General features: G+C 63.4%; 28 protein-coding genes. 17 read left to right on the top strand and 11 right to left on the bottom strand.

All coding sequences use genetic code 11. From position 1 onward, the window contains the following. The first annotated feature begins 56 nt into the window (after window positions 1–56). From NKI18_RS26305 to NKI18_RS26295, 3 genes are all read left to right on the top strand, one after another. Window positions 57–674, top strand: coding sequence for a LysE family translocator (locus NKI18_RS26305; RefSeq protein WP_352619949.1), 618 nt, complete (start codon window positions 57–59; stop codon window positions 672–674). A 166-nt stretch (window positions 675–840) separates the two neighbouring features. Further along, entirely contained in the window at window positions 841–1821 is a 981-nt protein-coding gene (cysK, locus tag NKI18_RS26300) for a cysteine synthase A (RefSeq protein ID WP_023678986.1), read from the top strand. A gap of 175 nt (window positions 1822–1996) precedes the next feature. Further along, window positions 1997–2620 (top strand): glutathione S-transferase family protein, encoded by a 624-nt coding sequence (locus NKI18_RS26295; RefSeq protein WP_352619978.1) that lies wholly within the window; start codon window positions 1997–1999, stop codon window positions 2618–2620. Window positions 2621–2635: 15 nt separating this feature from the next. On the opposite strand, the gene NKI18_RS26290 is transcribed toward NKI18_RS26295, so the two are convergent. Then, entirely contained in the window at window positions 2636–3892 is a 1257-nt protein-coding gene (locus NKI18_RS26290) for an RNA polymerase sigma factor (RefSeq protein WP_352619950.1), read from the bottom strand. Beyond that, window positions 3892–4245, bottom strand: coding sequence for a YciI family protein (locus NKI18_RS26285; RefSeq protein WP_023718846.1), 354 nt, complete (start codon window positions 4243–4245; stop codon window positions 3892–3894). Before NKI18_RS26285 ends, NKI18_RS26290 begins: the two co-directional genes overlap by 1 nt. 259 nt (window positions 4246–4504) lie before the next feature. On the opposite strand from NKI18_RS26285, the gene NKI18_RS26280 reads away from it, so the two are divergent. The 3 genes from NKI18_RS26280 (at window position 4505) to NKI18_RS26270 (ending at window position 8102) form a co-directional block, all read left to right on the top strand. After that, entirely contained in the window at window positions 4505–5464 is a 960-nt protein-coding gene (locus NKI18_RS26280; protein WP_352575333.1) for a TAXI family TRAP transporter solute-binding subunit, read from the top strand. Between the two features lie 161 nt (window positions 5465–5625). After that, on the top strand, window positions 5626–7722 hold the full coding sequence (locus NKI18_RS26275) for a TRAP transporter permease (protein ID WP_352619951.1): 2097 nt from the start codon (window positions 5626–5628) through the stop codon (window positions 7720–7722). Continuing rightward, a complete protein-coding gene (locus tag NKI18_RS26270) occupies window positions 7719–8102 on the top strand; it encodes a DUF1850 domain-containing protein (protein ID WP_352619952.1) in 384 nt (127 codons plus the stop codon). Before NKI18_RS26275 ends, NKI18_RS26270 begins: the two co-directional genes overlap by 4 nt. Here NKI18_RS26270 and NKI18_RS26265 read toward each other — a convergent pair. From NKI18_RS26265 to NKI18_RS26255, 3 genes are all read right to left on the bottom strand, one after another. Next, window positions 8015–9742, bottom strand: a complete 1728-nt coding sequence (locus NKI18_RS26265) for a saccharopine dehydrogenase family protein (RefSeq protein ID WP_352619953.1) — start codon at window positions 9740–9742, stop codon at window positions 8015–8017. The two genes, NKI18_RS26270 and NKI18_RS26265, sit on opposite strands and share 88 nt — an antisense overlap. A 49-nt stretch (window positions 9743–9791) precedes the next feature. Next, window positions 9792–10172 (bottom strand): thiol-disulfide oxidoreductase DCC family protein, encoded by a 381-nt coding sequence (locus tag NKI18_RS26260; protein ID WP_352619979.1) that lies wholly within the window; start codon window positions 10170–10172, stop codon window positions 9792–9794. A 257-nt stretch (window positions 10173–10429) separates the two neighbouring features. Beyond that, window positions 10430–10576: a hypothetical protein gene (locus NKI18_RS26255; protein WP_023678994.1), complete on the bottom strand. Its 147-nt coding sequence runs from the start codon at window positions 10574–10576 to the stop codon at window positions 10430–10432. 407 nt (window positions 10577–10983) lie between these two features. On the opposite strand from NKI18_RS26255, the gene NKI18_RS26250 reads away from it, so the two are divergent. The 3 genes from NKI18_RS26250 (at window position 10984) to ligD (ending at window position 14971) form a co-directional block, all read left to right on the top strand. After that, window positions 10984–11490, top strand: a complete 507-nt coding sequence (locus NKI18_RS26250) for a YciE/YciF ferroxidase family protein (RefSeq protein WP_352473615.1) — start codon at window positions 10984–10986, stop codon at window positions 11488–11490. Window positions 11491–11608: 118 nt separating this feature from the next. Next, entirely contained in the window at window positions 11609–12460 is an 852-nt protein-coding gene (gene ku / locus NKI18_RS26245; protein WP_352619954.1) for a non-homologous end joining protein Ku, read from the top strand. A 9-nt stretch (window positions 12461–12469) separates the two neighbouring features. Beyond that, window positions 12470–14971 (top strand): DNA ligase D, encoded by a 2502-nt coding sequence (ligD, locus tag NKI18_RS26240; protein ID WP_352619955.1) that lies wholly within the window; start codon window positions 12470–12472, stop codon window positions 14969–14971. Between the two features lie 119 nt (window positions 14972–15090). On the opposite strand, the gene NKI18_RS26235 is transcribed toward ligD, so the two are convergent. After that, window positions 15091–15765: an ArsR/SmtB family transcription factor gene (locus NKI18_RS26235; RefSeq protein WP_352619956.1), complete on the bottom strand. Its 675-nt coding sequence runs from the start codon at window positions 15763–15765 to the stop codon at window positions 15091–15093. 69 nt (window positions 15766–15834) lie between these two features. Between NKI18_RS26235 and NKI18_RS26230 the strand changes: the two genes are divergently transcribed. The 3 genes from NKI18_RS26230 (at window position 15835) to NKI18_RS26220 (ending at window position 16820) form a co-directional block, all read left to right on the top strand. Beyond that, window positions 15835–16050: a DUF1127 domain-containing protein gene (locus NKI18_RS26230; RefSeq protein ID WP_352451859.1), complete on the top strand. Its 216-nt coding sequence runs from the start codon at window positions 15835–15837 to the stop codon at window positions 16048–16050. 96 nt (window positions 16051–16146) lie between these two features. Next, entirely contained in the window at window positions 16147–16479 is a 333-nt protein-coding gene (locus NKI18_RS26225) for an NIPSNAP family protein (protein ID WP_023679000.1), read from the top strand. Beyond that, window positions 16476–16820 carry an antibiotic biosynthesis monooxygenase family protein gene (locus NKI18_RS26220; RefSeq protein ID WP_352619957.1) on the top strand — a complete coding sequence of 115 codons (345 nt, stop codon included), beginning with the start codon at window positions 16476–16478 and terminating at the stop codon, window positions 16818–16820. Before NKI18_RS26225 ends, NKI18_RS26220 begins: the two co-directional genes overlap by 4 nt. Window positions 16821–16826: 6 nt before the next feature. Here NKI18_RS26220 and mbfA read toward each other — a convergent pair whose 3' ends face one another. Further along, window positions 16827–17810 (bottom strand): iron exporter MbfA, encoded by a 984-nt coding sequence (gene mbfA / locus NKI18_RS26215; RefSeq protein WP_352619958.1) that lies wholly within the window; start codon window positions 17808–17810, stop codon window positions 16827–16829. A 181-nt stretch (window positions 17811–17991) separates the two neighbouring features. Here mbfA and NKI18_RS26210 point away from each other — a divergent pair, with 181 nt between their 5' ends. From NKI18_RS26210 to NKI18_RS26200, 3 genes are all read left to right on the top strand, one after another. After that, complete coding sequence (locus NKI18_RS26210) at window positions 17992–18309, top strand: hypothetical protein (protein ID WP_023679003.1); 318 nt, start codon at window positions 17992–17994, stop codon at window positions 18307–18309. Between the two features lie 205 nt (window positions 18310–18514). After that, a complete protein-coding gene (locus tag NKI18_RS26205) occupies window positions 18515–19492 on the top strand; it encodes a threonine/serine dehydratase family protein (RefSeq protein ID WP_352619959.1) in 978 nt (325 codons plus the stop codon). A 92-nt stretch (window positions 19493–19584) separates the two neighbouring features. Then, on the top strand, window positions 19585–20238 hold the full coding sequence (locus tag NKI18_RS26200; RefSeq protein WP_352619960.1) for a glutathione S-transferase family protein: 654 nt from the start codon (window positions 19585–19587) through the stop codon (window positions 20236–20238). A gap of 17 nt (window positions 20239–20255) precedes the next feature. Here NKI18_RS26200 and NKI18_RS26195 read toward each other — a convergent pair whose 3' ends face one another. From NKI18_RS26195 to NKI18_RS26180, 4 genes are read right to left on the bottom strand one after another with little or no spacing between them, the layout of a single operon-like run. Further along, entirely contained in the window at window positions 20256–21392 is a 1137-nt protein-coding gene (locus tag NKI18_RS26195; protein ID WP_352619980.1) for an ABC transporter permease, read from the bottom strand. 8 nt (window positions 21393–21400) lie between these two features. Then, entirely contained in the window at window positions 21401–22321 is a 921-nt protein-coding gene (locus NKI18_RS26190; protein ID WP_352619961.1) for an ABC transporter ATP-binding protein, read from the bottom strand. Then, the gene (locus tag NKI18_RS26185) at window positions 22318–23271 is read right to left on the bottom strand and encodes an HlyD family secretion protein (protein WP_352619962.1); all 954 of its coding nucleotides are present in this window, start codon (window positions 23269–23271) and stop codon (window positions 22318–22320) included. The genes NKI18_RS26190 and NKI18_RS26185 overlap by 4 nt, the downstream gene beginning before the upstream one ends. After that, complete coding sequence (locus tag NKI18_RS26180; protein WP_352619981.1) at window positions 23268–23984, bottom strand: CerR family C-terminal domain-containing protein; 717 nt, start codon at window positions 23982–23984, stop codon at window positions 23268–23270. The genes NKI18_RS26185 and NKI18_RS26180 overlap by 4 nt, the downstream gene beginning before the upstream one ends. A gap of 88 nt (window positions 23985–24072) precedes the next feature. On the opposite strand from NKI18_RS26180, the gene NKI18_RS26175 reads away from it, so the two are divergent. Together NKI18_RS26175 and NKI18_RS26170 are read left to right on the top strand one after the other, a co-directional pair. Then, window positions 24073–24546, top strand: a complete 474-nt coding sequence (locus tag NKI18_RS26175) for a CYTH domain-containing protein (protein ID WP_352619963.1) — start codon at window positions 24073–24075, stop codon at window positions 24544–24546. Next, on the top strand, window positions 24543–25490 hold the full coding sequence (locus NKI18_RS26170) for a CHAD domain-containing protein (protein ID WP_352619964.1): 948 nt from the start codon (window positions 24543–24545) through the stop codon (window positions 25488–25490). The genes NKI18_RS26175 and NKI18_RS26170 overlap by 4 nt, the downstream gene beginning before the upstream one ends. Window positions 25491–25520: the final 30 nt, after the last annotated feature.

Raw genomic sequence — 25520 nt, 5'->3', positions numbered from 1 at the left:
CGAATCCGGGCCGAGGGAATTCACCCAACTTCAACATTGTGCGACAAGCGCGAATCATGACACTCACCGGGTTTCTCGCCTATAGCGCCGCCCTCGGCATCGCCGCGGCCATCCCCGGCCCCGGCGTCACCGCGCTCGTTGCGCGTGCGCTGGGTTCCGGCTTCCGCTCGTCGCTGGCCATGTCGTTCGGGCTGATGCTCGGCGACCTGACCTATCTCACTGCCGTGGTGCTCGGCCTGGCTTTCGTCGCACAAACTTTCGGCATGGTCTTCCTGGCCATCAAATGGCTGGGCGTCGCCTACCTCGCCTTTCTTGGCTGGCGTTTCTGGACGAGCGGCATCACGCCGGAGGCGGTGGAGGCGAAGAAAGGCAAGGGCGGCTTGGCATCCAGCTTTGTAGCCGGCCTTGCCGTCACGCTCGGCAATCCGAAGACGATGATCTTCTATCTTGCCATCACCCCGACCATCGTCGATCTGAAGACGATCACGCTGGCCGATTACGGCATCCTCGTCGCGCTCACCATCGTCGTCCTGCTCGTGGTGCTGGTGCCCTATCTGGCGCTGGCGGCCAAGGCGCGCTGGTTCCTGAAGTCGCCGCGGGCGCTGAGGGCACTCAACCGCACCGCCGCGGGCTTCATGGTCGGTGCGGCGGCGGCAATTGCCGCCCGCCAATAGATCTCTTTCGCCAATCCGCCCAAGGATTGCCACGCCTTGCAAGGGCGGAGGTACTCAGCACGAACTTCACTCGGATATTTTTCGATCGACAGCCTATCTTGCGCGGCGGATGGCTCTATCCTAGGCCCCGCCCGACTCTTGCCGCTTGACCTCTGGGAGGAAATCAATGAACAAGCCCGCCACCCCCGCACACGTGCCCGGCCGCGGCCGCATCTACAATTCGATCACCGAGACGATCGGCGACACGCCGCTGGTGCGGCTTGATAAATTCGCCAGGGAGAAGGGCGTCGTCGCCAATCTGCTGGCCAAGCTCGAATTCTTCAACCCGATCGCCTCGGTCAAGGACCGCATCGGCGTGTCGATGATCGAGGCATTGGAGGCTTCGGGCAGGATTACGCCCGGCAAGACCACCCTGATCGAGCCGACCTCGGGCAATACCGGCATCGCGCTCGCCTTTGCCGCCGCTGCCAAGGGCTACAAGCTGATCCTGACCATGCCGGAAACCATGTCCGTCGAACGCCGCAAGATGCTGGCTCTGCTCGGTGCCGAACTGGTGCTGACCGAAGGGCCGAAAGGCATGAAGGGCGCCATCGCCAAGGCGGACGAGCTGGCGGCAACGCTGCCCGACGCTGTCATTCCGCAGCAATTCGAAAACCCGGCCAATCCGGAAATCCATCGCCGCACCACGGCCGAGGAAATCTGGAACGACACCCATGGCGAAGTCGATATCTTCGTTGCCGGCATCGGGACCGGCGGCACCATCACCGGCGTCGGCCAGGTGCTGAAGAAGCGTAAGCCCTCGGTGCATGTCGTCGCCGTCGAACCGGAAGCCTCGCCGGTGCTGTCGGGCGGCCAGCCAGGCCCGCACAAGATCCAGGGCATTGGCGCCGGCTTCGCGCCAAAAATCCTCGACACGACGATCTATGACGAAATCGTCAAGGTCTCGAACGAGGATTCGGTTGCCAATGCACGGCTTGTCGCTCGGCTCGAAGGTGTGCCGGTCGGCATCTCGTCGGGTGCCGCCCTGCAAGCGGCGATCGTCGTCGGCTCGCGGGCCGAGAACAAGGGCAAGAACCTCGTCGTCGTCATCCCCTCTTTCGCCGAGCGCTATCTCTCGACGATCCTGTTCGAGGGATTGGGCGCTTAGAGACGAGCGTTTTTGACCGGTCAGTAGCGATCCTTCGCGATGCCCTCCGACATCAAATACTCTGTATCACGCGTCGGCGTGGACCGCTGAAAAACCACCTGTGGCGGGCGTCGTTCGCTTGAGCGGCGGGTCCCTTCCGTATCAAATCGTCGCTGCCCGGCAGGTGGAGGACTTCATGTACAAGCTCTATACGCGTGCCAATACCGGCGGCTTTGTCATCGAGGCGGCGCTCGCTTTGGCGGGCGTGCCTTTCGACCAGATCGACGTTCCGAAGGGCCGACCCGACCAGGCCTTTTTAGATATCAGCCCCTTGAACCAGGTGCCGGTCCTGATCTTGCCGGACGGACGCTCGATGACCGAATCGGCGGCGATCTGCATCCTGCTAGCCGAGCGCCACCCGGAAGCAGGACTGGCGCCCGCAGCAAGTTCGGCTGACCGTGCCGACTTCCTGCGCTGGATGTTTTTCATGTCCTCCGTCATCTATTCGGCTGACCTGCGGTTCTTCTACGCTCATCGCTACACGACCGATCCCCGCGGCGTAGACGCTGTCAAACAGGCGGCGGTCTCGGAAATGGATCGCAGCTTCGCCATTCTCGATGCCGCCCTCGCAGGCCATGAGTGGCTGGCCGGCGACCGGCTCTCGCTGGCCGACATCTATCTCGTCATGTTGGTGGCCTGGCATCCGGAGGTCGCGAAGGTTCCAACCGCTTGGCCGAATATCGAACGCCTGTGGGCCAATTTGCGGGAACATCGGGTGATGAAGAGGCTGAACGCCTCCCATGACATGTGGCCCGCGTAACCAGTCCGCCTTGCCTCAGTGTCTTTCCACGCGGTCGAGACCTGCCCGTCGGTCCTGCAGAAACCGGCGCACGGCCGGGTCGCGTTCGAGGCCGATAGCCCGGTCATAGGCCTCGCTCGCTTGCGGAACTTTGCCGAGCCTGGCCAGCAGGCCCGCGCGGGCGGCCCAGTAAGGTTGATAGTCATACAGCCGCTTGTCGTCGCCAAGCTCATCAAGTGCACTCAATCCTGCCGAAGCGCCTTCGGCCTCGGCAATGGCCACCGCGCGGTTGATCGAAACCACCGGCGAGCCGGCAATCACCGACAGCGCGTCATAGAGCTCCTTGATCGCGACCCAGTCGGTACAACCGGTCAGCCGTCGTGTCGTATGGGCGGACTGCACGGCGGCCTCGAGTTGGTAGCGGCCGACAACGCTCTTGGCCGCGGCGTGCCTGAGCAGCGTCTCCGCTTCATCGATCATTGTATCGTCCCACAGTACAAGATCCTGCTCGGCCAGCGGTACATAATCGCCCGCCGCGTTGCGCCGCGCTGCACGCCGCGCCTCGGCGAACAGCATCAGCGCCAGCAGGCCGAGCGCTTCCGGTTCGTCTGGCATTAACGTGGCCAGCAGACGGCCGAGCCAGATGCCTTCGGTCGCGAGATTGCGGCGCCGCGTTTCGGTGCCGGCCGGGTCGGACCAACCTTCGGCAAACGCCGCGTAGATCGCTTCCAGAACGGTGCCCAGCCGCTCGCCGAGCTCGGCCCGCTCCGGCACGCGGAACGGAATGCCGGTCTCGCGAATTCGCGTCTTGGCGCGCACCAGGCGCTGGCTCATCGTGGCTGGCGAGACAAGAAAAGCCGAGGCGATGGTCGCTGCGTCGAAGCCCAGGACCGTCTGCAGGATCAGCGGTGCTCGCACGCCGGCCTCAATCGCGGGATGGGCGCAGGCAAACATGAGCCTGAGCCGCTCGTCCGGCAGGTCTTCCTCGGCCATGCGCGCCTCCATCTCCTCGGCGATCAGTCTGAGGTGGTCGCGGCCCGCCTCGCGTGTCAGCCGCCGTCTGACCGCGTCGACGCGGCGCTTGCGTGCCACCGCCAGCAGCCAGGCTTCCGGCTTGTCGGGCACGCCCGCCTGTGGCCAACGCTCGAGCGCCGCTGCAAAGGCATCGGCCAATGCGTCCTCGGCAGCGGCCACGTCGCGCGTGCGTGCGGCGAGATAGGCGACCAGCTTGCCGTAGCTTTGCCGGGCGGCCGCTTCCGCCGCCGCCCGCGCAGTATCGGGCAATTCCGGCATCACATGGTGAGTTCCCAGATCGGCCGCACCTCTACCGTGCCGGTGCTGGCGCCCGGGCAGCGCGCCGCCCAGGCAATGGCGGCGTCGACGTCCTCCGCTTCGATCATATAGAAGCCGGCAAGCTGCTCCTTGGTGTCGGCATAGGGGCCGTCGAGCACGTTGGTCTTGCCATTGGCCATCCGCACCGAGGTAGCGGATTGCGTCGGCTTCAGCCGGTCGCCGGCGAGCCAAGCGCCGGATTTCTTCAACGCTTCGGTGTAGGCGACGTACGCGCTCGACATCTGTGTCACCGCATCTGCTGGCGCGGCTGCCATCCCCGCTTCGTTTCCATAGATCAAAAGCATGTATCGCATGGTCTTCTCCCGTTTCTCGAAGGCCGCATCGTTGCGAGCCGGACTTATGTCGCGCGGCTCTGCCGGATTTCGACAAGCGCTGGAAAAATCTTTCTGCCGCGATGCGACCTCGCGCAAGCGCCAACGTGTTGCGGCACTGCTTAGCCGTTCGTCTAATCGCTGCTATTGCGGGTTGGCATTTCCCGCCCGCTGTCTAAACTCGCTTCGCTTCGTGCCGCCGAGGAGGGCACGGCGGCGAATTTTTCAGGGAGGAAATCGCATGCTCAATTTCAGGACGAAATTTGTTGCAGCCGGCGTGCTGGCGCTGTCGCTTGGCCTTGGCGCGGTATCGGTCAAGGCACAGGAATTCATCAACGTACTGACCGGCGGCACGTCCGGCGTCTACTATCCGCTCGGCGTCGCGCTGTCGGAAATCTACGGCAAGGGCATCGAAGGCGCGCGCACCCAGGTGCAGGCGACGAAAGCGTCGGTCGAAAACCTCAATCTCTTGCAGCAGGGCAAGGGCGAGATTGCTTTCGCGCTTGGAGATTCCGTCAAGCTGGCCGCCGAAGGCAATACCGAAGCAGGCTTCCCAGGCAAGCTCGACAAGCTGCGCGGCATTGCCGCCATCTATCCCAATTACATCCAGATCGTCGCCAGCAAGGAATCCGGCATCAAGACGCTCGCCGATCTCAAGGGCAAGAGCCTTTCGGTCGGCGCGCCGGCCTCAGGCACCGAGCTCAACGCCCGCACGATATTTGCCGCTGCCGGGCTGAAATACGAAGACCTCGGGCGGATCGAATATCTGCCCTTCGCCGAATCGGTGGAGCTGATCAAGAACCGCCAGCTCGACGCCACGCTGCAGTCGGCTGGCCTTGGGGTCGCGTCGATCCGTGACCTCGCCACTTCAGTGCCGGTAAACGTCGTTGCCGTGCCGGCGGAGGACGTCGCCAAGATCGGCTCGCCCTATCTTTCCGTGGTCATCCCCAAGGGCACCTACGAGGGCCAGACCGAGGATGTTGCGACCGCCGCCGTCGGCAATTTCCTGATCACCAGCGCCGATGTCTCCGACGAGACCGCCTACCAGATGACGAAACTGCTGTTCGAGCATCTCGACCAGCTCACCGCTGCCCACGCCGCCGCCAAGGCGATCGACCCGGCCAAGGCGCTCGACGGCATGCCGGTGCCGCTGCATCCAGGCGCCGAGAGGTATTACAAGGAAAAGGGATTGGTGAAGTAAGGAGCCATCCCTCCCCCTTGAGGAGAAGGTGAACAGCTGCCGAAGGCGAATGGACGGGTAGGGTCGGTTGAGGCCGCGCACTGCCGTATCGACCCCACCCGCCTCGCTTCGCTCGGCACCCTCCCCTCGAGGAGGGGACCGCCCCGCCAGGAACCCCGCTAATGACCGTAACCCCGACCGTTCTTTCCCCCACAGCGGAAGCTCCTGTCGAAGGATTGCCGCCTGGCTTCGGCGAAGGCATCGCCGGCAAGGCGGCTTTTTTTATCGCCATCGCCTTCTCCATCTTCCAAATCTACATCGCCGTCTATGGCAGCCTGCCGAGCCAGGTCATACGCGCCATGCATGTCGGCTTCCTGCTGCTGCTCGGCTTTGCCCTAATCGCCAATCTGCGCGCCAAAAGCGTCCCGGCGAAAGCAGTGTTCTGGACGCTCGGCCTGCTTGGTTTCGCCACCGGTCTGTACAATTGGGTGTTCTATGCCGACCTCATCCGCCGCTCCGGCTTTCTCACCACGCCTGACCTGATCGTCGGCGCGGTGCTGGTCGTGCTGGTCTTCGAGGCGGCGCGGCGGTTAATGGGGCTGCCGCTCGCCGTCATTGCCTTCATCTTTCTCGCCTACGCATTTGCCGGCAATCATCTGCCGCCGCCGTTCATCCATCGCGGCTATGATTTCGCCCAGCTCGTCGACACCTTCGCCTATGGCACCGAAGGCATCTACGGCACGCCGATCTATGTCTCGGCCGCCTACATCTTCATCTTCGTCGTTTTCGCCGCCTTTCTTGAGCGCGCCGGCATGATCGCGCTGTTCAACGATTTTGCGCTTGGCCTGGTCGGCTCATGGCGCGGCGGCCCGGCGCAAGTCTGCGTGCTGTCCTCGGCGCTGATGGGCACCATTTCCGGCTCCGGCGTCGCCAATGTGGTGGCCAGCGGCCAGTTCACCATCCCGCTGATGAAGCGCTTCGGTTTCCGCTCGGCTTTCGCCGGCGCCGTCGAGGCGACCTCGTCGATGGGCGGCCAGATCATGCCGCCGGTGATGGGAGCGGTTGCCTTTATCATGGCCGAGACCCTGAACATCCCCTATGCCGCGGTGGTCAAGGCGGCGATCATTCCGGCGCTGCTCTATTTCGGCGCCTGTTTCTGGCAGGTACACCTGGAAGCCGGCAAGGCCGGCCTGCACGGCATGGCCAAGGCTGACCTGCCCAATCCGTGGGATGCGGTGAGACAACATTGGCCGCTGGTACTGCCTCTCGCAGCACTGATCTACCTGCTGTTTGCCGGCTACACACCGGTGTTCGCCGGCACCATGGGCCTGGCGTTGACCATTGTGCTTATCCTCGGCACGCCGCTGGCAGCATCGATCGGGCCGCTCGCCTTCCGCATCGTCTTCTGGCTGGCGCTCGGGCTTGCCGCGGCTTCCTTCATGAAATTCGGCGTCAACATCCTCAGCCTGGTCATCGCCGTGCTGGTCGCCGCCTGCCTCACCTTCAAGGGCGGGCGCGAGACGCTGCGCATATGCGTGGATTCCCTTGCCGAAGGAGCAAAGAACGCGCTGCCGGTCGGCATTGCCTGCGCCATTGTCGGCATCGTCATCGGCACGTTGACGCTTACCGGCATCGCCTCGACCTTCATCGGCTGGATCATCTCGATCGGCGAGAACAATCTGTTCCTGTCGCTGCTTTTGACCATGCTCACCTGCCTGGTGCTCGGCATGGGCATACCGACCATTCCCAACTACATCATCACTTCGTCGCTGGCCGGGCCAGCGCTGCTGTCGCTCGGCGTGCCGTTGGTGGTCAGCCATATGTTCGTCTTCTATTTCGGCATCATGGCCGATCTCACCCCGCCTGTGGCGCTGGCCGCCTTCGCCGCCGCGCCCATGGCCAAGGAAAGCGGCCTCAAGATCGGCATCCAGGCCACCAAGCTTGCCATTGCCGGCTTCGTTGTGCCGTTCATGGCAGTCTATACCCCGGCGCTGATGCTGCAGGACCCCGGCCCGATCGCCGCCGAGTTCGGCTATCCCGTCGAGGTCGCCTATATCGTCATCAAAGCCTGCATGGGTATCGTCCTGTGGGGCGCCGCGGCCGTCGGATTTCTCGCCCGGCGCATGGCGTGGTGGGAACGCCTCGTCGCCTTCGCCGCCGGCGTGCTGCTGGTTGCGGCGCTGCCGCTCACCGACGAGGCGGGCTGGGCGCTGTCCCTTGCCTGGATCGGCTGGCACTGCTGGCGCGCGCGGCAGGCTTCGCTGGCTAATTCAGCATGAGCCTCTGCATCGTCGCGGCCGGCAAGACGGTGACGCTCGCGGTCGCTGCCTTCACGCTCTCCTGGGTGCATTCGGTGGAGAAGACCCAGTGGCAGGAAGACTGGAAGGTGCTGCCGTCCGGCCTGCAGCTCCTCGAGGCCCGCATCAAGGGCTCGGGCGCCGGCATGGAGCCGCCGCAAGGCTCGGTGCTGCGCGACGGTTGGTGGGTCTATGCGCCCCAGGTCGGGCCACAGCGACGCCTGGTGCTCGCCGCCTCGGGCGCCACGGGTCAAGGCTGGACGCTGTGCACGGCTCAAGACTGCCGCGAACTTGGCAAGCTGGCAGGCGGCACGATCTCGCTTGAGCCGTGCGGGCCGGAGGGCTCCAGCCAGCCGCGGTAACAGGCGATCATACCGGCAAGCGGATGCGAGATCTCGACATGGAAGCGGAAGCGGCCATCCTTCACCGTTTCGTAGGAAGTCGAGCGTGGACCGAGCCACATCGGAAGCGGCAGGCCAAAAAAACTCCAGCGGCGCAAGACCAGCGCCAGCCGGCCGTCTTCGGCAACCAGCGCCATCGCGAAGGTCAGCGGGCCGAAGCGTTCGCACAGCAAGCGCTGCGATCGACCCCGGCCTGCGGACTGTAGGCTCGAAAAACTGTGCTTGCCGAATGTCCGGGTCCAGGTCTCGCCGTCCTTGTCGGTGTCGAAGCGGACATGAACCGGGATGTCCTCGCTTGCCCCGGGGAAGCCGACCGTCCAGGCCATTAGCCGGCCAAGAACATTGCGCCCGCGTTCGACGCGCGCGCGGCCTGCGGCCGTGATCGTACGGTCATGCATTGACCGAATTGCCTCGGGAAGGCCTTGCCAGGCGGCACCGAGCAGCTCGGCATAAAGCGGCTTGTCCTCGTCCGCCGCCCCATTCCTGAAGCCGGTGTAGATTGTCCGCCCGGCGAACAGGGCTTCATAATCCCGGAGCTCCAAATCGCGCACCCCCGCCCGTGCGCCCGGCGCGGGCTGATGTCCGGCCAGCGCTTTGCGGGCCAGTGCTTCGACCGCCATCGACGGGATCAGCGGCCCGTCATTGCCCTCGGCCAAGAGATGCCACGAGCGCTTGACGATGGCGCCCGCCCGGTCCGATCCCTCCACCTCGACGAACATGCCGCCGCGATGCTCGCCCCAGCGCAGCCGGTTCGTTGCCTGATGCATCAGCGGCGCCAGTGGCGAAAGCGAACCGATCAATCCGGCGCGCACTAGCCAGGCGAGGCCGATCAGGGCGCGGTGCAGCACCTCGGGTACCGGCCCGGCTCCCATCCAGATGGTCCTCGCCTCCGGCCAAAGCGCGGCCAAGGCGCGCAGGTCCGGAACGTCGACCAGAGAAAACAGCGTGTTTCGAAGCGGCAGCCGGCCCGGCGGCGCGATAGTGTAGCGCAGCTGCTCGGTAAATGGACGGCCTTGTTCGGGACGGCCATTGCGAACAAGCCGCACCGGCCGACCGGCATAACCGGCGATAGCCCGGATGACGTTCCCGCCGACGCCGGCAAAGGGCGAAGGCGCGATGCCGCCGCGAATGCCGTCGACCCGCGTCAGGTCCGAAGACAGGCGACGCACCACCGCCGCCGTCAGCACCGGAAAGCTCGAGACGCCGGACAGCACGAAGACGCCGGCGTTTCGCGCCGCCTCGTCGAACGCAGAGACACCGGCGACGAAATCCGAGCCGTCGGCTAGATCGAGATAGTTGATGCGCCGGGCGATGCAGGCCTCGATCAGGCGATAGCGTCCCTCGCCATAGGCCTGGAACGGACCGCTCGCGTCGACTACAATATCAAGCTCAAATGCAGCGAGTTGCGCGGCGAGATCGCCGTCACGGTCGAACAGTGCCGGCACCAGCTGGGCTGCTGTCGGGGCGCGCTTCTTGCAATACGCGTCAGCCTTGGCGAGCGAGCGCCCGGCGACAAAGAGGATCAGATGCGGCTCGCCCTCCAAAAGCTCGACGGTGCGACCGCCAAAGGTGCCATAGCCGCCGACGACAAGAACCCTCATCCGCAGTTCCCCCAAAATGCCCCGCCCGCTCCCGGCCACGGCAACGAACCTAGCCGATCAATCTTGCCCTCACCTCGGCGGAAGGGATTTCGCAATTGTCCTTCTTGCCGAACAGGGCGTAGCGGTTCTTTGCGATGCGGTCGTAGAGCCAGTCGCGAAGCGGGCGCGGCAACAGCAGCAGGATCCGCGCCACCCGCCACGGCCAGCCGAGTTCGGCCATGACGGCAACGAAACTGTCCAGGCGGGTGAAAGCCGCGCCATCGACGATGACGAGATTGGTCTCGTAGCGATCCGTCCGCAGCCCGTATTTCTTGAACAGCATCTCGCCGAAGGGCGACTGCGCCGTTACGAAATGGAAGCGGCCCTTGCGGTCGAGCTTCACCACCATGCGCACAAAGCCCGAGCACAACACGCAAATACCGTCGAACACGATCAACGGGCGACTTGATTCGAATTCTGGCGGCTCAGGAGAATGGTTCGGCTTGACGATCACGTGACGCCCGGCAGCTGGTGTCAGGCGACACTAGGCCTGCCGGCGGCTGGATCAAAGCCCGGAATGCTAGAGGCTTGGTGTTGTCGCACGCCGTCTGTCGGTCAGCGCGGGGCGCTCGGCGCGATAGGTCGTTGACCGATTGTCGGCGTCGGGCCGGCAGATACGGCTGTCGTGACGGCTCTCCATGCTCATCATCAGCGCACGCTGATCCCAAGCGTGTTGCCACGGCGCGCGCAGGCGGGGCCTGGGCCGCGCATATAATAGCGCTCAGGCCGATAGGTCGGCGCGACGAATTCGCGGATGGCGGCGGCATAGCCGGCGATTTGATTCCAAAAGCTCATTTTACTCGGTCCCTGTCCCGTTTCGGATGTCCCTTCCGAATTGCGGGGATCATAGCGTCCAGGCGTGAATAGTCGGTGAACGCGATGTTAATCTCTGGTCGAAAATGCCTTTGTTCATGGCTGGAATGCGGCTGATTCGCGGTGTTTCCATGCAGTCCGTCGGCATTTCGTCCAGTGTGACTTTTGCATCACATATGTTTCGCCTGAATGTCGCAGAGGCGCGGTTTTGTTTCAGGTTTTGCCGGACCGCGAAATTTCCGTGCACGCGGCCGGAAAACCAGGAACCGGCCCGTCAGCCGCACGTTGATTTCCCAGTGCCGGGACGAACCGGCTCCGCAGGCTGTGGTGCTCGGGTGGGCCGCAGCCAAAAAATCCGAAACTGCAAGAGCAATGGAAAGGCAAAGGCCATGGGTTTCTTTTCGAAGGATATCAAAACCCTCGACGACCTCTTCGTGCACACGCTGCGCGACATCTATTACGCTGAAAAACAGATCGAGAAATCGCTGCCGAAGATGATCGACAAGGCGAGTGATCCGCAGCTGAAAGCCGGCTTTGAGAAACATCTCGCTCAGACCAAGGGTCATATCCAGCGTGTCGAGCAGGTGTTCGAACTGCACGGCGTGAAGGCCAAGCAGGTCGACTGCCCGGCCATCGACGGCATTCTCGAAGAAGCCGACGACGTCAGCGGCGACATCGCCGACAAGGAGGTCCTCGACGCTGCGCTGATCGCCTCCGCCCAGGCGGTCGAGCATTATGAGATGACCCGTTACGGCACCCTGATTGCTTGGGCCAAGCAACTGGGCCGCAGCGACTGCGCCAATGTGTTGGCCAACAACCTCAAGGAGGAGCAGGCAACCGACCGCAAGCTTACCGAAATAGCGGAAAGCAAGGTCAACCTGCAAGCCGCCGAGTAGGGCAGTGAGCGAGAACAAGGCAAGGCTGGGTTGAAAGCCCGGACTTGCCTTTTGCGCCGCCGGAACCGGAACGGACTTGCCCGTTCTCGGTTGAACATTGTCGCGCAGGGAGTTTGTCATGGCGCCGCGCCCGGCCTGGAGAGGGTATCTCAAGCTTTCGCTGGTCACTTGCGCCGTCGAACTGACCAATGTCGTCACCCAGGCCGAGAAAGTCTCGTTCCGCGTGCTCAACCGCAAGACCGGCAATACCGTCAAGCGCGTCTATGTCGATTCGGCAAGCGGCAAGCCGCTCGATGAAGGCGACGAGATCAAGGGCTACGAGATCGGCGACGGCGACTTCGTCCAAATCGAGGAGGAGGAGATCGAAGCCGTGCAGATCGAATCCTCGCATACGATGAGCCTCGATGGTTTCATCGAAAAATCCTCGATCCAGCAGATCTATCTCGATGCGCCCTATTATGTGACGCCTGCGGACGAGGTCTCGGAAGAGGCCTTCGCCGTCATCCGCGACGCCATGGCCGCCAAGAAGACGGCGGGGCTAGCCCGCATTGTGCTCTATCGCCGCGAACGTCCGGTGGTCATTGAGCCGTTGGGCAAGGGTCTGCTGCTGACGACCCTGCGCTATGGCGATACGGTTCGCAGGCCCGAGATGGTGTTCGGCGACATCAAACCGGTGAAGACCGACGCCGAGATGATCAGGCTGGCCGAACACATCGTCGATGAGAAACAGGCGAAGTTCGATCCTTCCGAATTCGAGGACAAATACGAAAACGCCCTGATCGAGCTGGTCCGCGCCAAGAAGGCCGGCAAGAAGGCACCGAAGACCAAGGCGGAACCACGGCCCTCCAACGTCGTCAACCTCTTCGATGCGCTGAAGAAGAGCCTTTCGTCGGAAGCCGGTGCGCCGGCAAAGACCGGACGCCCGGCAAAAGGCGCCAAGTCCAAAGCCGCCCGGCGCAAATCTGCTTAGGATCCGCCCATGGCCAGCCTCGAGCAGTATCACGCCAAGCGCAATTTCAAGAAGACGGCCGAACCAGCCGGCAAGATTTCGCGCGGCAAGAAAGCCGTGCCGGGTGGCATCTTCGTCATCCACAAGCATGCCGCCACCAGGCTTCACTACGACCTTCGTCTCGAGCACGGCGGCGTGCTGTGGAGCTGGGCGGTGACGCGAGGCCCGAGCCTCGACCCGCACGAAAAGCGGCTCGCCGTGCATGTCGAGGACCACCCGATCGACTATGCGCCGTTTGAAGGCACCATCCCGAAGGACCAATATGGCGGCGGCTCGGTCATTGTCTGGGATGAGGGAACTTGGGTCCCCGATGGCGACCCGGCAAAGGCGATGAAGAAAGGCCATATCAGTTTCGAACTGCATGGCCACAAATTGCATGGCGCATGGCATCTGGTGCGGCTGAAGCCGCGTCCGGGCGAAAAGCGTGACAACTGGTTGCTGATCAAATCCGACGATGCCGCCGCGCGTCCGGGCGAGGACATTTTGCAGGAGGCGCCGCAATCGGTGAAATCCGGCCTGACCATCGAGGAGGTCGGCGAAGGCAAGACCGCCGACGGCAAGAAGCCAAGGGTCTGGCAGTCCGACAGGCCGGCTACCGGCAAGAAGGCAGTCGCGGCAAGGCGGCTCGAATTCATCGAACCGGCGCTCGCAACGCTGGAGCGGGACGCGCCGCCCGGCAAGGACTGGCTGCATGAGGTGAAGTTCGACGGCTATCGCATGCAGGCGCAGCTTGCCGGCACCGAGGTGCGGCTTTTGACACGCGCCGGCCTCGACTGGACCGACAAATTCGGTGGCGCAATTGTCGCGGCACTTGGCGGCCTGAAATGCACCGATGCGATCATCGACGGCGAAATCGTCGTGCTGGCGGATAACGGCGTCTCGTCATTCTCGCTGCTGCAGCAAGATCTGTCGGCGGGCCGCACGGATCGTTTCATCTACTACGTTTTCGACCTGTTGCGTCTCAACGGTGAGGATATCCGTTCCGAGCCGCTGGTCGAGCGCAAGGAAAGGCTGCGCACCTTGCTCGCCGGACAGGCCGAGGATCAGGCCGTGCGCTTCAGCGACCACTTTGCCGAGCCCGGCAAGATCATGCTGGAGCATGCTTGCCGGCTGGGGCTCGAAGGCGTCGTCTCCAAGCGCGCCGATGCGCCCTACCGCAGCGGCCGTGTCCCGTCCTGGGTGAAGTCGAAATGTACGGCGCGCCAGGAATTCGTCATCGGCGGCTACATGCCGTCGGACAAGACCGGGCGGGGCCTGCGCTCGCTGCTGGTCGGCTATCACGAGGGCGGCAAGCTGCGCTATGCCGGCCGCGTCGGCACCGGCTTCACGGCCAAAAGCACCAACGAGTTGAAGAAGAGGCTTGATGCGCTGAAGACGACAACCTCGCCCTTCGACAGGGCGGTGCCAAGGGGCAAGGGGCTGGTCTGGGTCAAGCCCGAACTTGTCGGCGAAGTGGAGTTTCGCAGTTGGACGTCGGACCGTATAATACGCCACGCCTCGTTCCAGGGACTGCGCGAGGACAAGCCGGCGGAGGAAGTCGTGCAGGAGAAACCGAAAGCACGCTCAGCTCCGGCAGAGCAGCCCAAGGCAAAGCCCGCCAAACCCGCCGGGCCGGCGAAAACCTCGGTTACGCTGTCTCGCCCGGACAAGCTTTTGTGGCCTGAGGAGGAGGTGTCAAAGCAGGATCTAGTCGACCATTACGCACTGGTCTGGCCGCGCATGAAGCAATTCATCATCAATCGGCCGCTCAGCCTTGTGCGGGCGCCGAACGGCGTCGGCGGCCCACGGTTTTTCCAGAAGCATGCCTCAGCGGGCATGAGTGAAAAAATAGCCGTGATGAAGGATCCGACGGACGGCGAGGAAATCCTGTTCGTCCGCGATTTCGACGGCGTCGCGGCGCTGGTGCAACTGGGCGTCGTCGAGATCCACATCTGGGGCTCGACCACCAACGAGCTGGAAAAACCCGACCAGATCATCTTCGATCTCGATCCGGACGAGGGCGTCGACGTGAAGGCGGTGCGTGCCGCGGCGCTCGATATCCGCGGCCGGCTCGACGAACTGTCCCTGCCGAATTTCGTCAAGACCTCGGGCGGCAAGGGCTATCACGTCGTCGTGCCGCTGAAGCCGTCGGCGGATTGGGACGAGGTCAAAGGCTTCGCCCATGAGTTCGCCCGAGCGCTCGAACAGGCCGCGCCCGACCGCTACACGGCGACGCTGTCGAAGAGGGCGCGCACCGGCAAGATTTTCGTCGATTATCTGCGCAACGGCCGCGGCGCCACCACGGTTGCGCCTTATTCGTCGCGCGCCAAAAAAGGCGCCACGATATCGATGCCAGTGACCTGGGCGGAAATCGAGGCCGGATTGCCGCCGAACGCCTTTCCGATCGGCGACAAGACGACGCTGAAGCGGCTCGGGCAAGCCGATCCCTGGGCGGATTTTTTCAAGCAGGCCAAGCCGCTCAAGCGCGGCTAATGCATGTCGCGCAAAAATGTGCAGCGGTTTGCGACAACGACATGCTTCAAAACAAAAAGATACAGCGGTTCGGCGTTTCCGTGAAACGACGAACCGTTCTAGCGCATTGAAGCGAGCCGTCAGGCGAGAAACGTCGTCTCGAAGGCCTGCTTGCCTACCGGTGAAAAGATCACGGCACGGCTGTCCTTCTCGCGCCGCGCCCATTTCTCGGCGAGGATCTTGTCGAGAATGGCGGCGCCCAGCGTGCCGGCGAGGTGCGAACGCCGCACGCTCCAGTCGAGGCAGGCCCGGCACACCGGTCGCCGCGCCTTGCCCTCGACATCGATGCCGATCGCGGCGAAATGCGAGGCGGCCGACGGCCCAAGCTGGATCACCTTGTCGTCGCGCAGGAGCACTTGTCGAGCGACAAGACGGTCCAGCATCGCCACCGCCTGCTCGCCGGCGAGGTGATCGTAGCAGACCCGCGCCACGCGCATGGCCGCGTCGCGAGGGCCGGGTCGCACCCTCTGCGGTCCGACCGCAGCGGCAACGCCGGTGATGGCTTCGATCATTCCCGCCACCTGCGGGCCGGCGAGGCCGTAATAGCGGTGCCGCCCCTGGCTCGCCAGTGTCAGCAGCCCGCCTTCCATCAGCTTCGACAGATGCGAGCTCGCTGTCGGAAGCGACACCCCGGCTTCGAGTGCCAGTTCGCTCGCCGTCAGTGCCGTGCCGCCCATCAGTGCGGACAGCATGTTTGCCCGCGCCGGATCGCCCACCAGGCTGGCAATGCGGGCTATGTCAGGTCCTTCGCGCATAGTTCGTTCCTCATCGAAGCATCCTCGTCAGATAAAGCATTAGTCTCGATGCAAATCAAGGAGACAACGATGCCTGCAAGGACCATTCTCAGCGCCGCGCCTGCTCGCCGGCCGTTCCCGTTCATTGTCTTGCGCCGCTTGCGGCTGCGGCTCCTGAAGCAGTGGTACGACCGTCATTTGCAGCGTCTCGACCTCGCCGAGATCGACGATCATCTGCTGCGTGACCTTGGCCTGACACCTGAAGACGTCCGCCGCGAATGCGCGAAATCGTTCTGGCAGGCATGATCAGCGAGGGATTTGCCTAGCATATCGATCTTCGGAACGTTTCGATCCGGCTCGAACTGTGACCGCAAGAAAACATCCACCGCCAAGGAGGCGAAAATGACCATCACCTGCTTCATCCGCTACGAGATCGATCCGTTCGGCAAGGCGGCATTCGAGGAATATGCACGCAATTGGGGGCAGGCGATCCCGCGCTGCGGCGCCGATCTGATCGGCTATTTCGCGCCGCACGAAGGCTCGGCCACCACGGCTTATGCCGCCTACAACATCGACAGTCTTGCGGCCTACGAAGCCTACCGCGCCCGGCTCGCCGCCGATCCCGCCGGCAAGGCGAACTACGAGTTCGCCCGACGGGAAAAATTCATTCTGAAGGAGGACCGCATCTTCCTCAAGCTGGCCTCCGGGCCGCATGCTCCTTTGGTGAAGCCATGATCGCCGTCATCTTCGAGGTCGAGCCGGCGGCGGGCAAGCGCGATGCCTATCTCGGCATCGCCGCCGACCTGCGCCCACGGCTCGACGGCATCGACGGTTTCCTGTCGATCGAGCGCTTCCAGAGCCTTGCCGATCCGAACCGCATCCTGTCGCTGTCCTTCTGGCGCGACGAGGACGCGGTGAAGACCTGGCGCAACACGCAGGAACATCGGCAGGCGCAGAAGGCCGGGCGCGGCGGTATCTTTGCGGACTATCGTTTGCGCATCGCCCATGTCGTGCGCGATTACGGCCTGACCGAACGCGCCGAGGCGCCTCAGGACAGCCAGGCGGTAAATGGTTAAGGACTGTTAGGCATTCCCGATCAGCACCCCTGCCGCAAACACCAGCGCGCCACCCAGCACCACCTGGAAGGCGGCGCGCCAGAATGGCGTCTGCATGTAGCGGTTCTGCACGAAGGCGATCGCCCACAGCTCGAAGAAAACCACCACGGCGGCGACAATGGTCGCCGTCCAAAAAAGCGGGAGTAGATAGGGCAGCGCATGGCCGAGCCCGCCCAGCGTCGTCATGACGCCGACGGTCAGCCCGCGTTTTGCCGGCGAGCCGCGGCCCGATAATTTGCCGTCGTCGGAAGCCACCTCGGTGAAACCCATCGAGATGCCAGCGCCGATCGAGGCGGCAAGCCCGACCAGAAAGGTCTGGAACGTATCATGCGTGGCAAAGGCGGCGGCAAAGATCGGCGCCAGCGTCGACACCGAGCCATCCATCAGCCCGGCCAGCCCCGGTTGGACATAGGTCAGGATGAACTGGCGCTGCTCGGCTGCTGTTTCTTCGTCCTTGACCGCGCCCGGCACATGCTTTTGCTCCAGCCGTTGCGCCAGTGTCTCGTGGCCCTGTTCTGCGATCGCCAGGTCGTCGAGCAGCTTTCGCGTCGACGCATCGCCTGTGCGTTTGGCCGCCTCGATATAGAACAGGTAGGCCTGCCGCTCCATGGCCTCGGCTTGGCTGCGCACATGATCGATGCCGAGCGGCCTCACCAGCCAGTCCGGCTTGCGTTCGTAATAGCCCTTCACATGTTCGCGCCGGATCAGCGGTATGCGCTCGCCGAAACGCTTGCGGTAAAGCTCGATCAGCGAATCGCGATGGCCGTCCTCCTCCTCCGCCATCTCCTCGAACACCTTGGCCGATTGCGGAAAGCTCTCCGCCAGCCCGTCGGCATAGGCGCGATAGATGCGCCCGTCATCCTCCTCGGAGGAGATGGCGAGCGCCAGGATCTCCTGTTCCGAGAGCGATTCAAAGGGACGGCGGCCGAAGCCGAAAACGCGGGAAAGCATGAGAAATTCACCCTAGTTTAGAATAGTTCTAAACTATGACCTCGCACGTCGCCGGTCAATCGTGTGCGCTCCACTCATGCTCAAAAGGTACAGGCTTCAAAATCCCGAACACATCGCCGTTGCTATCGGCAAACGTTCACTTATATAACCGAATCTCAACCAAGAGAAAGGAACGCCGCAGATGCCGGAAAAACAGCAGCTGTTTGATCCCAAACCGGTTCTCGACCTTATCGCTAATATTGAGGCGGATCTGCAGCGCCTGAAAGGCCTGGTCGAGCAGCAGGTCGAAAAATTTGATCCCGCCAATCCGCACAACAAGGCTCCCGACGGCAAGTTGACCGAGGAGGGCGTCGAGTGCTGCTATCGGCTGTTCGACGAGGGCAAGTCGCGCTATTCGGTCGCCCAACAGATGAAGATCTCCTTCGCCGCCGCCACCCACCGCTTCAACACCTGGCGCAAGATGGGCGGCCCCAAACGGCAAAAGACGCTGTTGGGGTGAGGAGCGGCAGGCTATGCCGGTTAATCGACAACGATTTGTCGACTGAAGCGACGAATGCATGGCAGAGGGCCGAGGAGGCGGTGGGGACAGTCACGCCCCACTCTCCTGCCTCCAAGGACGAATTGTAACGGTCACATTTTTTCATTGGTGCGCCGCCTCCCTTTCCGTGCAGCATAGGCGGTCTCATCTCTTGCAGGACCTAGCCATGACCATCCCTCCCGGCATCGCCGATATTCACAGCGCAGCAGTGCGATTGTCCGGACTGATCGTCGAAACGCCGCTGATCGAATCGCCGGAGTTGAACAATCGCTTCGGCGCCAGGATCCTGTTCAAGCCGGAGACGTTGCAGCGCACCGGCTCGTTCAAGTTCCGCGGTGCATACAACAAGCTCTCCTCGCTCTCGGCGGAAGAACGCGCCCGCGGCGTCGTCGCCTTCTCGTCGGGTAATCACGCGCAAGGCGTCGCCGCCGCAGCGGCGATGTTCGGCGTCAAGGCCGTAATCGCCATGCCTACCGACGCGCCGGCGATGAAGGTCGGCAATGTCAGGAAGATGGGCGCCGAAGTGATCACCTTCGACCGGGTCCGCGACGATCGCACTGCCGTCGTCCGTTCTTACGTGGAAAAGGGCATGGTCCTGGTGCCGCCCTACGACGATCCGGCCATCATCGCCGGCCAGGGCACGGTCGGCCTCGAATTGATGCGCCAAGCAAGAGCGCTTGGCGTCAGCCTCGATGCGGTAGTGGTTCCCTGCGGCGGCGGCGGGTTGAGCAGCGGCATTTCGATCGCGGTCAAGGACGCCTCGCCGGGCACCGCCGTCTGGGCCGTGGAACCCGAGCATTTCGACGACACACGCCGTTCGCTGATCAAAGGCGCCAGGGTGTCGAACGCGCCCGGCCACACCTCGATCTGCGATGCCCTTCTCGTCGCCGAGCCCGGCGCGATCACTTTCGAGATCAACCGCAGGAATCTCGCCGGCGCCATCGCCGTTTCCGACAGCGCGGTGACACAGGCGATGCGCGACGCTATGGCTTGTCTGAAGCTGGTGGTCGAACCTGGCGGTTGCGTCGGCTTGGCCGCGCTGTCGTCAGGCGAAATCGACCTTGCCGGCAAATGCATTGCCGTGGTGCTCTCCGGTGGCAATGTCGATCTCAGCACCTATGCCGAGATCATTGCTGCCGGCTAGGATAGCAACCAGTTCCAGCTCATGTGCCGATTCGAGGTGCTCAAGCGTCCCTTGCACCCGGTCGAACCGGTACCCTTCAAAGACTGAGATCAATGAAACTGTTCTTCAGCCGCAATCCCAATCCTCGCCTCGCCGTCGCCGTGGCACGGTATCTCAACGCCAAGGTCGAGTTTGAATTCGCCTCTCCCTTCGCTCCGGGCCAGGCCGAGCGATTTCGGCCGCTCAATCCAAATCTTTCATTGCCCATCCTTATAGGTTCAGGAAAAAGCCTCTGGGAGGCCGACGCCATAGCCTGTCGGCTTTCGCGCGATATGCATTCGGATTTCTGGCGCGCTGGCGACGACGAGCCCGAGATGATCCGATGGCTGAGTTGGGGGAAAGAGAACTTCGCAAGAGCCTGCGATGTCGTGCATTTCGAACGCGGGACCAAACAGCGCTATGGGCTCGGCCCGATAGATCAGGCGCGGGTTGAGGAGGGCCTTAGCGATTTCCGGACGGCCGCTGCCATACTTGATGCCGAGCTTTCCCAGCGAGAATGGCTGGTCGGCGCTTCGGTTTCCTATGCCGACTTTCGAATGGCGACGTTTCTGCCCTTCAACGATGTCGCCCGATTGCCGCTCGATGACTATCCCTCTGTCAGTCGCTGGTATCTTCAACTCGAAGAAATCGACGCCTGGCGCGATCCCTTCGAAGGGCTCAATGCGCCTGAATTGACACCGGTCCCGGGCCAGGCCGAGTCCGTGTGAATCTCGATCATTTGATTCTAATCCAGCGTCCGGCGGAACCGCACCAGCGCAATGCCGGCGAACAGCGCCACGAACACCACCAGCCAGCCGATCTCCGTTGCCACCGCCGGCAGCTCGGCGCCCTTCAGCATCACCGCGCGGATAATACGCAGGAAATGCGTCAGCGGCAGCACTTCGCCGAAAACCTGCGCCCAGTCCGGCATGCCGCGATAGGGGAACATGAAGCCGGACAGCATGATCGACGGCAAGAAGAAGAAGAAGGTGAGCTGCAGGGCCTGCATTTGCGTGCGGGCGATCGTCGAGATCGTGTAGCCGAGCAGCACCAGCGCCAAGACGAAGATCAGGACCGCCGTCAACAGCAGCGACATCGACCCGGTGAAGGGGATGGCAAACAGAAGCTTCGAGGCTGCCAGCACCACCAGCACCTGCACGGCGCCGACCGCCAGATAGGGCAGCACCTTGCCGAGCATGATCTCGAGCGGGCTTGACGGCATCGCCAGAAGGTTCTCCATCGTGCCGCGCTCGGTCTCGCGCGTCAGCGCGATCGAGGTCATCATCACCATCGTCATCTGCAGAATGACGCCGAGCAGGCCGGGCACGATGTTGTATTGTGAGACGGCTTCCGGATTGTAGCGCCGGTGCACCACCACCTGGAGCTGGCCCCGGGCAGCTTCGGCCGCCGTCTCCTGCATGCCGCGTGCCCTGAGCAGCGCCTGGTTGGCAACGGTGCCGAGCGTCGAGATGGCGCCGCTGGCGACGGCCGGGTCGGTCGCATCCGCCTCGATCAGAATCTGCGGGCTATCGCCGCGCTCGACCCGCCGGGCAAAATCGGCGGGAATGGTGACGACGAAGGCGACGTCGCCGCGCGCCATCAGGAATTCCGCCTCAGCGGCACTTTGCGCGACATGGTCGAAGCGGTAGTAGCCGGTGGTCTGCAGTGCCGAAACCATGGCTCGTGTGTAAGGATCGCTGCTCATCGCCACCAGCGCTGCCGGGAGGCTCTTCGGATCGTTGTTGATGGCATAGCCGAACAGCACCAGCTGCATCAACGGCACGCCGAGCATCATGGAGAAGGTGATGCGGTCGCGCCGCATCTGGATGAACTCCTTGATCAGCAGCGCGCCTAGCCTGGCGAACGAAAAGATGCTGTTTATCCCATTTTTCATCCCATGTTGTCCTTCGAACCGGACATGAACTGGATGAACACATCCTCCAGGCTGGTCTCGCCGGGCGTCACCGTAACGCCCTCGTGCTCTTTCTCGACATCGGCGAGCGCTGCCTGAAGTGCCGTCCTGTCGGAGCCGACGACATGCAGCGTCGCGCCGAACGGCGCCACCTGGTCGACGCCGGGGCGGCCATGAAGTGCGGCAGCGACCTGATCGAGCCGCGGCCCTTGCAGGACGAAGGTGGTCAGCCCGGCATTCCTCACCACGTCCTCGACAGTGCCGGTGGCCAGCATCTTGCCGTAGGAGATGTAGCTGATGCGATGGCAGCGCTCGGCCTCATCCATGTAATGGGTGGAGACCAGCACGGTCAGGCCGCCGCTCGCCAGCCGGTGGATCTCGTCCCAGAATTCGCGTCGCGCTTTCGGGTCGACGCCCGCCGTCGGTTCATCGAGCAGCAGCAGTTTCGGCTTGTGCATGATGCAGGCGGCCAGCGCCAGCCGCTGCTTCCAGCCGCCGGACAGGGTACCGGCCAACTGGTTCCTGCGCGATTTCAGGCCGAGCTCCTCAAGCGTCTTAGCCACGTGCTCGTCGAGCGGCTTCAGCCGGTACAGCCGTGCCACAAATTCGAGATTCTCGCCGATCGTCAGATCTTCGTAGAACGAGAATCTCTGCGTCATGTAGCCGACTTCGCGTTTGATCCGCAGGCTGTCGGTGCGGATGTCGAAGCCCAGAACCGTGCCTTCGCCCTCATCCGGCGTCAGCAAGCCGCACATGATGCGGATGGTCGTCGTCTTGCCCGAGCCGTTCGGCCCGAGGAAGCCGACGATCTCGCCCTCGGCCACAGCCATAGTCACATGATCGACGACGGTCTTGTCGCCAAAGCGTTTGACCAGGCCGTGCACGTCGATGACGTTCATTTTCCGATGTCCGCCAGATCGACGTCGACGATCTGCCCGGGCTGCAAGGCGCTGGCGTCGCCCTCCGGCCGCGCTTCGACCAGATAGACCAGCTTTTGCCGGGTCTCGAGCGAGTAGATCACCGGCGGCGTGAATTCCGGATCGGGCGACACATAGCTGACGCGTGCCTTCACGCCCGACCCGCAGCCGTCGCAATGGACGTTGAGCAGCGTGCCGACGTCGACCGAGGAGAACGCGCTTTCCGGCACATAGACGCTGAGCTTCACCGCGCCGTCCGGCAGTATCGAGATAACCGGTGCCGTCGGCCCGGCCGTATCGCCGGGATTGCGGATGACGTCGTTGACCCGGCCGGGCGAAGGCGCCGTCAGCACGCGCTTCGACAGCCGCCATTGCGCTTGCTCCAGCGCCGATTGCGCCTGCCTGACCTGATTGTCGGCGGCCTTGATCGTCTCGGGCCGTGCCGGCAGCCCGCCGACCGCGAGATTGGCCTCCGCCTGGCCGACCTGCGCGTTGGCCGTCTCCAGCGTCGCGGAAGCCGTGTCGTAGTCGGCCTGTGTGCCGGTGCCACGTTTGAACAGATCGCTGGCGCGGATGTAACGGCGTTTGGCGTCGGCGGCTTGCGCCTTGGCCATGTCGACCTGCGCCTTGAGCACCGCAATCTCTTCCGGCCGCTTGCCGACCTGCAGGTCGGCAAGTTGCGCCTGGGCCTGCGCAAGCGCCGCCTCGGCTTGTGCGATGGCGATCTTGGCGTCGGCGTTTTCCAGCGTCACCACCGGCGTGCCGGGCGCGACGCGGTCGCCGCGCTTGACCGCAATCGTCTCGACCTGCGCCACCTCGATCGGCGCCAGCAGCACATAATCGCCCTCGACGTAGCCGACGGCGAGCGGTGCTGCCGGCGCGCAGGCGCTGAAAAGCTGGGTGGCAAGCGGCAAAGAACAGAGCAGGCTCATGATCCACGATCCTTCCGGACAGCCAAATCGCGCCGAGCTAAAATCGCGCTGAGATTGTCGGTTATTGTTGCCGCGATCTTGCCGGCCTCGTCGTCGCCGATCTCGCGCCAGCCCATCCGGCGCATAACGGCCTCGCGGCCGATGCGGAAATAGACGACCTGGCCGATCAGCGTGAATACGGTGAGTTTAGTGCGCTCGCTCTCGGCCGGCTCGCCCGTCGCCTGTTCCCAGATCAGGCAGAGTCGGTGATGCGCCGGTTCGAACACGCCATCATAGATACGGTCGAGCGCGGCGGTTGGATGCGACAGCTCACGCAGGACGAACTGTACAATCTCGCCAGCTTCCGGCCTTGCCGCGATGAAGGCGACCGTCCGCTCCAGTGCGACGGCCAAATGTGCCCGCGCGGCCTCGGTGTCCGCCAATGCCGCGGCCGGCGCTTGCAGATTGCCGATCGCCTGGCCGGCAACGGTCTGGATGGTGTCGACGATGTAGTCGGCCGCCGCGTTGCGGAGCCCTTCCTTGCCGCCGAAATGATAGGCGATCGAGCCGATATTGGCCTTGGCCTCAGCCGCGATCTGGCGCGTTGACGTGCCGTCGAAACCCTGGCGTCCGAACAGCTTCAGCGCCGCGCGCACGAGTGCCGTCCGCGTCATATCCGCGGCGGTCTTGGGCGCCTCATGAGGAAGGCCGCTGGCACTGGGCGATTTGATCATTGCCAACAATTTAATCAATCGAATGATTAAAGTCAAGTGCGGTCAAGCGGCTTGCCAACTCTGGCCGTGCGCGCTTTAGTGCCTGGCCATGGGCAAGGAAATCGAGCGTAAGTTCCTGGTCTCAGGTGAGGAATGGCGGGCAATGGTCGAGGCGGACATTCATATCCGTCAATTCTATCTAGTCGCCGAACCCAGCCGCACGGTGCGTGTGCGCATCAGCAACGATGCGACCGTCAAGCTGACGCTCAAGTTCGGCAGCCAGGCACGCGAGCGCGATGAATTCGAATATCCGGTACCTTTGGCGGAGGCGCAGGAGATGCAGGCCTTTGCCATCGGACATGTCATCGAGAAGACACGCCACCATGTTAGACACCGCGGCTATCGCTACGAAGTCGATGTCTTCGGCGGGACGCTTGCGGGGTTGGTGATCGCCGAGCTCGAGACGCCGGATGATGTACAGGACGAAATGCTGCCACATTGGCTCGGCCGTGAAGTCACCGGCGAGCCGAGATTTTACAACGCGTCGCTCGCCCTTGGGGGGATTCCGGAGATCGTCGCATGAGCTTTCGTATCGATCCGCGCATGTCGCTGACCGGAGAGGTCAGGCGCATCCTCGCCGAGGAGATCGGCAAGGCGCTTGTCCATCTGGACGCCGCGCGTGACAGGCCCGAACAGGGGCTGCACAAATGCCGCAAACGGCTGAAGAACGTCCGCGCCTTGCTGCGCCTTGTCCGTTCCGGAGACGAAACATTCTGCGTGACGGAGAATCAGTGCTACCGCCAGGTGGCGGCCCTGCTTGCCGGCCCGCGCGAGGCGACCGCACTGGTGGAAACAATCGACCGGCTGGCGGCAAGCTTTCCCGAGCAAAGTGCCGGCGATGGCCTCGGTGCCGTGCGTGACAGGCTCGTCGCGCGCCAGCATGAACTGCATGGCGGAGCAGGCCTCGATGCTGCGATAGGCGCGGCGATTTCCGTTTGCGAGGAAGGTGTCGCCCGGATCGACAAGCTCGCTCTGCCCGATCAGCCGGAGCAGGCTGCCGACGTGCTCGCCGAAGGCGCGCGCACCACTTTGCGCCGCGCCAGGAAAGCGCTGGACAAGGCGGCTTCGCGCGGCGAAGCCGATGACTTTCACGATCTGCGCAAGGCGGCCAAGACGCATGGCATGCACCTGTCGCTGCTCGGCAGGCTGTGGCCGACGCCGATCAAGACGCGGCGCAAGGCCGTCGACGAATTGGGCGAGCGGCTTGGCGAGCTGCACGATATGTTCGTCATGCGCGCGCTTCTAGATGCCGAGGACCAACCGCTCGGCCCCCCTGAGGAGACGCGGTTGCTTGCCAAGCTGCTGAAGCGCTCGGAAAAGGGCCTGAAAAAGACCTGCCTCGCCGAGGCGGCCGAGCTTTTCGGCGACAGTCCGAAGCGCTCGACGAGGAAGCTCGCCCGCAAGGTGCGCGAAGATCTCACAGCGGCACCGCAGCACGGAGACGCCGGCGCGCCTAGCGTGGGCTGATCATGGTCTAATTTGCCGCCCTATGGTAAT

The organism is Mesorhizobium sp. M0800 (assembly GCF_040320095.1).
GTDB lineage: Bacteria > Pseudomonadota > Alphaproteobacteria > Rhizobiales > Rhizobiaceae > Mesorhizobium.
The sequence above is the reverse complement of the archived record's forward strand: the minus strand, read 5'-3'. Positions and strand labels throughout refer to the sequence as shown.

Coding starts and splice junctions, on each gene's coding strand:
- NKI18_RS26210 (WP_023679003.1), top strand. CDS start 17,992: ATGCCGGAAAAACAGCAGCTGTTTGATCCCAAACCGGTTCTCGACCTT.
- ku (WP_352619954.1), top strand. CDS start 11,609: ATGGCGCCGCGCCCGGCCTGGAGAGGGTATCTCAAGCTTTCGCTGGTC.
- NKI18_RS26250 (WP_352473615.1), top strand. CDS start 10,984: ATGGGTTTCTTTTCGAAGGATATCAAAACCCTCGACGACCTCTTCGTG.
- mbfA (WP_352619958.1), bottom strand. CDS start 17,810: ATGCTTTCCCGCGTTTTCGGCTTCGGCCGCCGTCCCTTTGAATCGCTC.
- NKI18_RS26200 (WP_352619960.1), top strand. CDS start 19,585: ATGAAACTGTTCTTCAGCCGCAATCCCAATCCTCGCCTCGCCGTCGCC.
- NKI18_RS26275 (WP_352619951.1), top strand. CDS start 5,626: ATGACCGTAACCCCGACCGTTCTTTCCCCCACAGCGGAAGCTCCTGTC.
- NKI18_RS26265 (WP_352619953.1), bottom strand. CDS start 9,742: ATGAGGGTTCTTGTCGTCGGCGGCTATGGCACCTTTGGCGGTCGCACC.
- NKI18_RS26270 (WP_352619952.1), top strand. CDS start 7,719: ATGAGCCTCTGCATCGTCGCGGCCGGCAAGACGGTGACGCTCGCGGTC.
- NKI18_RS26205 (WP_352619959.1), top strand. CDS start 18,515: ATGACCATCCCTCCCGGCATCGCCGATATTCACAGCGCAGCAGTGCGA.
- NKI18_RS26230 (WP_352451859.1), top strand. CDS start 15,835: ATGCCTGCAAGGACCATTCTCAGCGCCGCGCCTGCTCGCCGGCCGTTC.
- NKI18_RS26175 (WP_352619963.1), top strand. CDS start 24,073: ATGGGCAAGGAAATCGAGCGTAAGTTCCTGGTCTCAGGTGAGGAATGG.
- NKI18_RS26285 (WP_023718846.1), bottom strand. CDS start 4,245: ATGCGATACATGCTTTTGATCTATGGAAACGAAGCGGGGATGGCAGCC.
- NKI18_RS26220 (WP_352619957.1), top strand. CDS start 16,476: ATGATCGCCGTCATCTTCGAGGTCGAGCCGGCGGCGGGCAAGCGCGAT.
- NKI18_RS26305 (WP_352619949.1), top strand. CDS start 57: ATGACACTCACCGGGTTTCTCGCCTATAGCGCCGCCCTCGGCATCGCC.
- ligD (WP_352619955.1), top strand. CDS start 12,470: ATGGCCAGCCTCGAGCAGTATCACGCCAAGCGCAATTTCAAGAAGACG.
- NKI18_RS26235 (WP_352619956.1), bottom strand. CDS start 15,765: ATGCGCGAAGGACCTGACATAGCCCGCATTGCCAGCCTGGTGGGCGAT.
- NKI18_RS26280 (WP_352575333.1), top strand. CDS start 4,505: ATGCTCAATTTCAGGACGAAATTTGTTGCAGCCGGCGTGCTGGCGCTG.
- NKI18_RS26170 (WP_352619964.1), top strand. CDS start 24,543: ATGAGCTTTCGTATCGATCCGCGCATGTCGCTGACCGGAGAGGTCAGG.
- NKI18_RS26295 (WP_352619978.1), top strand. CDS start 1,997: ATGTACAAGCTCTATACGCGTGCCAATACCGGCGGCTTTGTCATCGAG.
- NKI18_RS26290 (WP_352619950.1), bottom strand. CDS start 3,892: ATGCCGGAATTGCCCGATACTGCGCGGGCGGCGGCGGAAGCGGCCGCC.
- NKI18_RS26255 (WP_023678994.1), bottom strand. CDS start 10,576: ATGAGCTTTTGGAATCAAATCGCCGGCTATGCCGCCGCCATCCGCGAA.
- cysK (WP_023678986.1), top strand. CDS start 841: ATGAACAAGCCCGCCACCCCCGCACACGTGCCCGGCCGCGGCCGCATC.
- NKI18_RS26180 (WP_352619981.1), bottom strand. CDS start 23,984: ATGATCAAATCGCCCAGTGCCAGCGGCCTTCCTCATGAGGCGCCCAAG.
- NKI18_RS26185 (WP_352619962.1), bottom strand. CDS start 23,271: ATGAGCCTGCTCTGTTCTTTGCCGCTTGCCACCCAGCTTTTCAGCGCC.
- NKI18_RS26190 (WP_352619961.1), bottom strand. CDS start 22,321: ATGAACGTCATCGACGTGCACGGCCTGGTCAAACGCTTTGGCGACAAG.
- NKI18_RS26225 (WP_023679000.1), top strand. CDS start 16,147: ATGACCATCACCTGCTTCATCCGCTACGAGATCGATCCGTTCGGCAAG.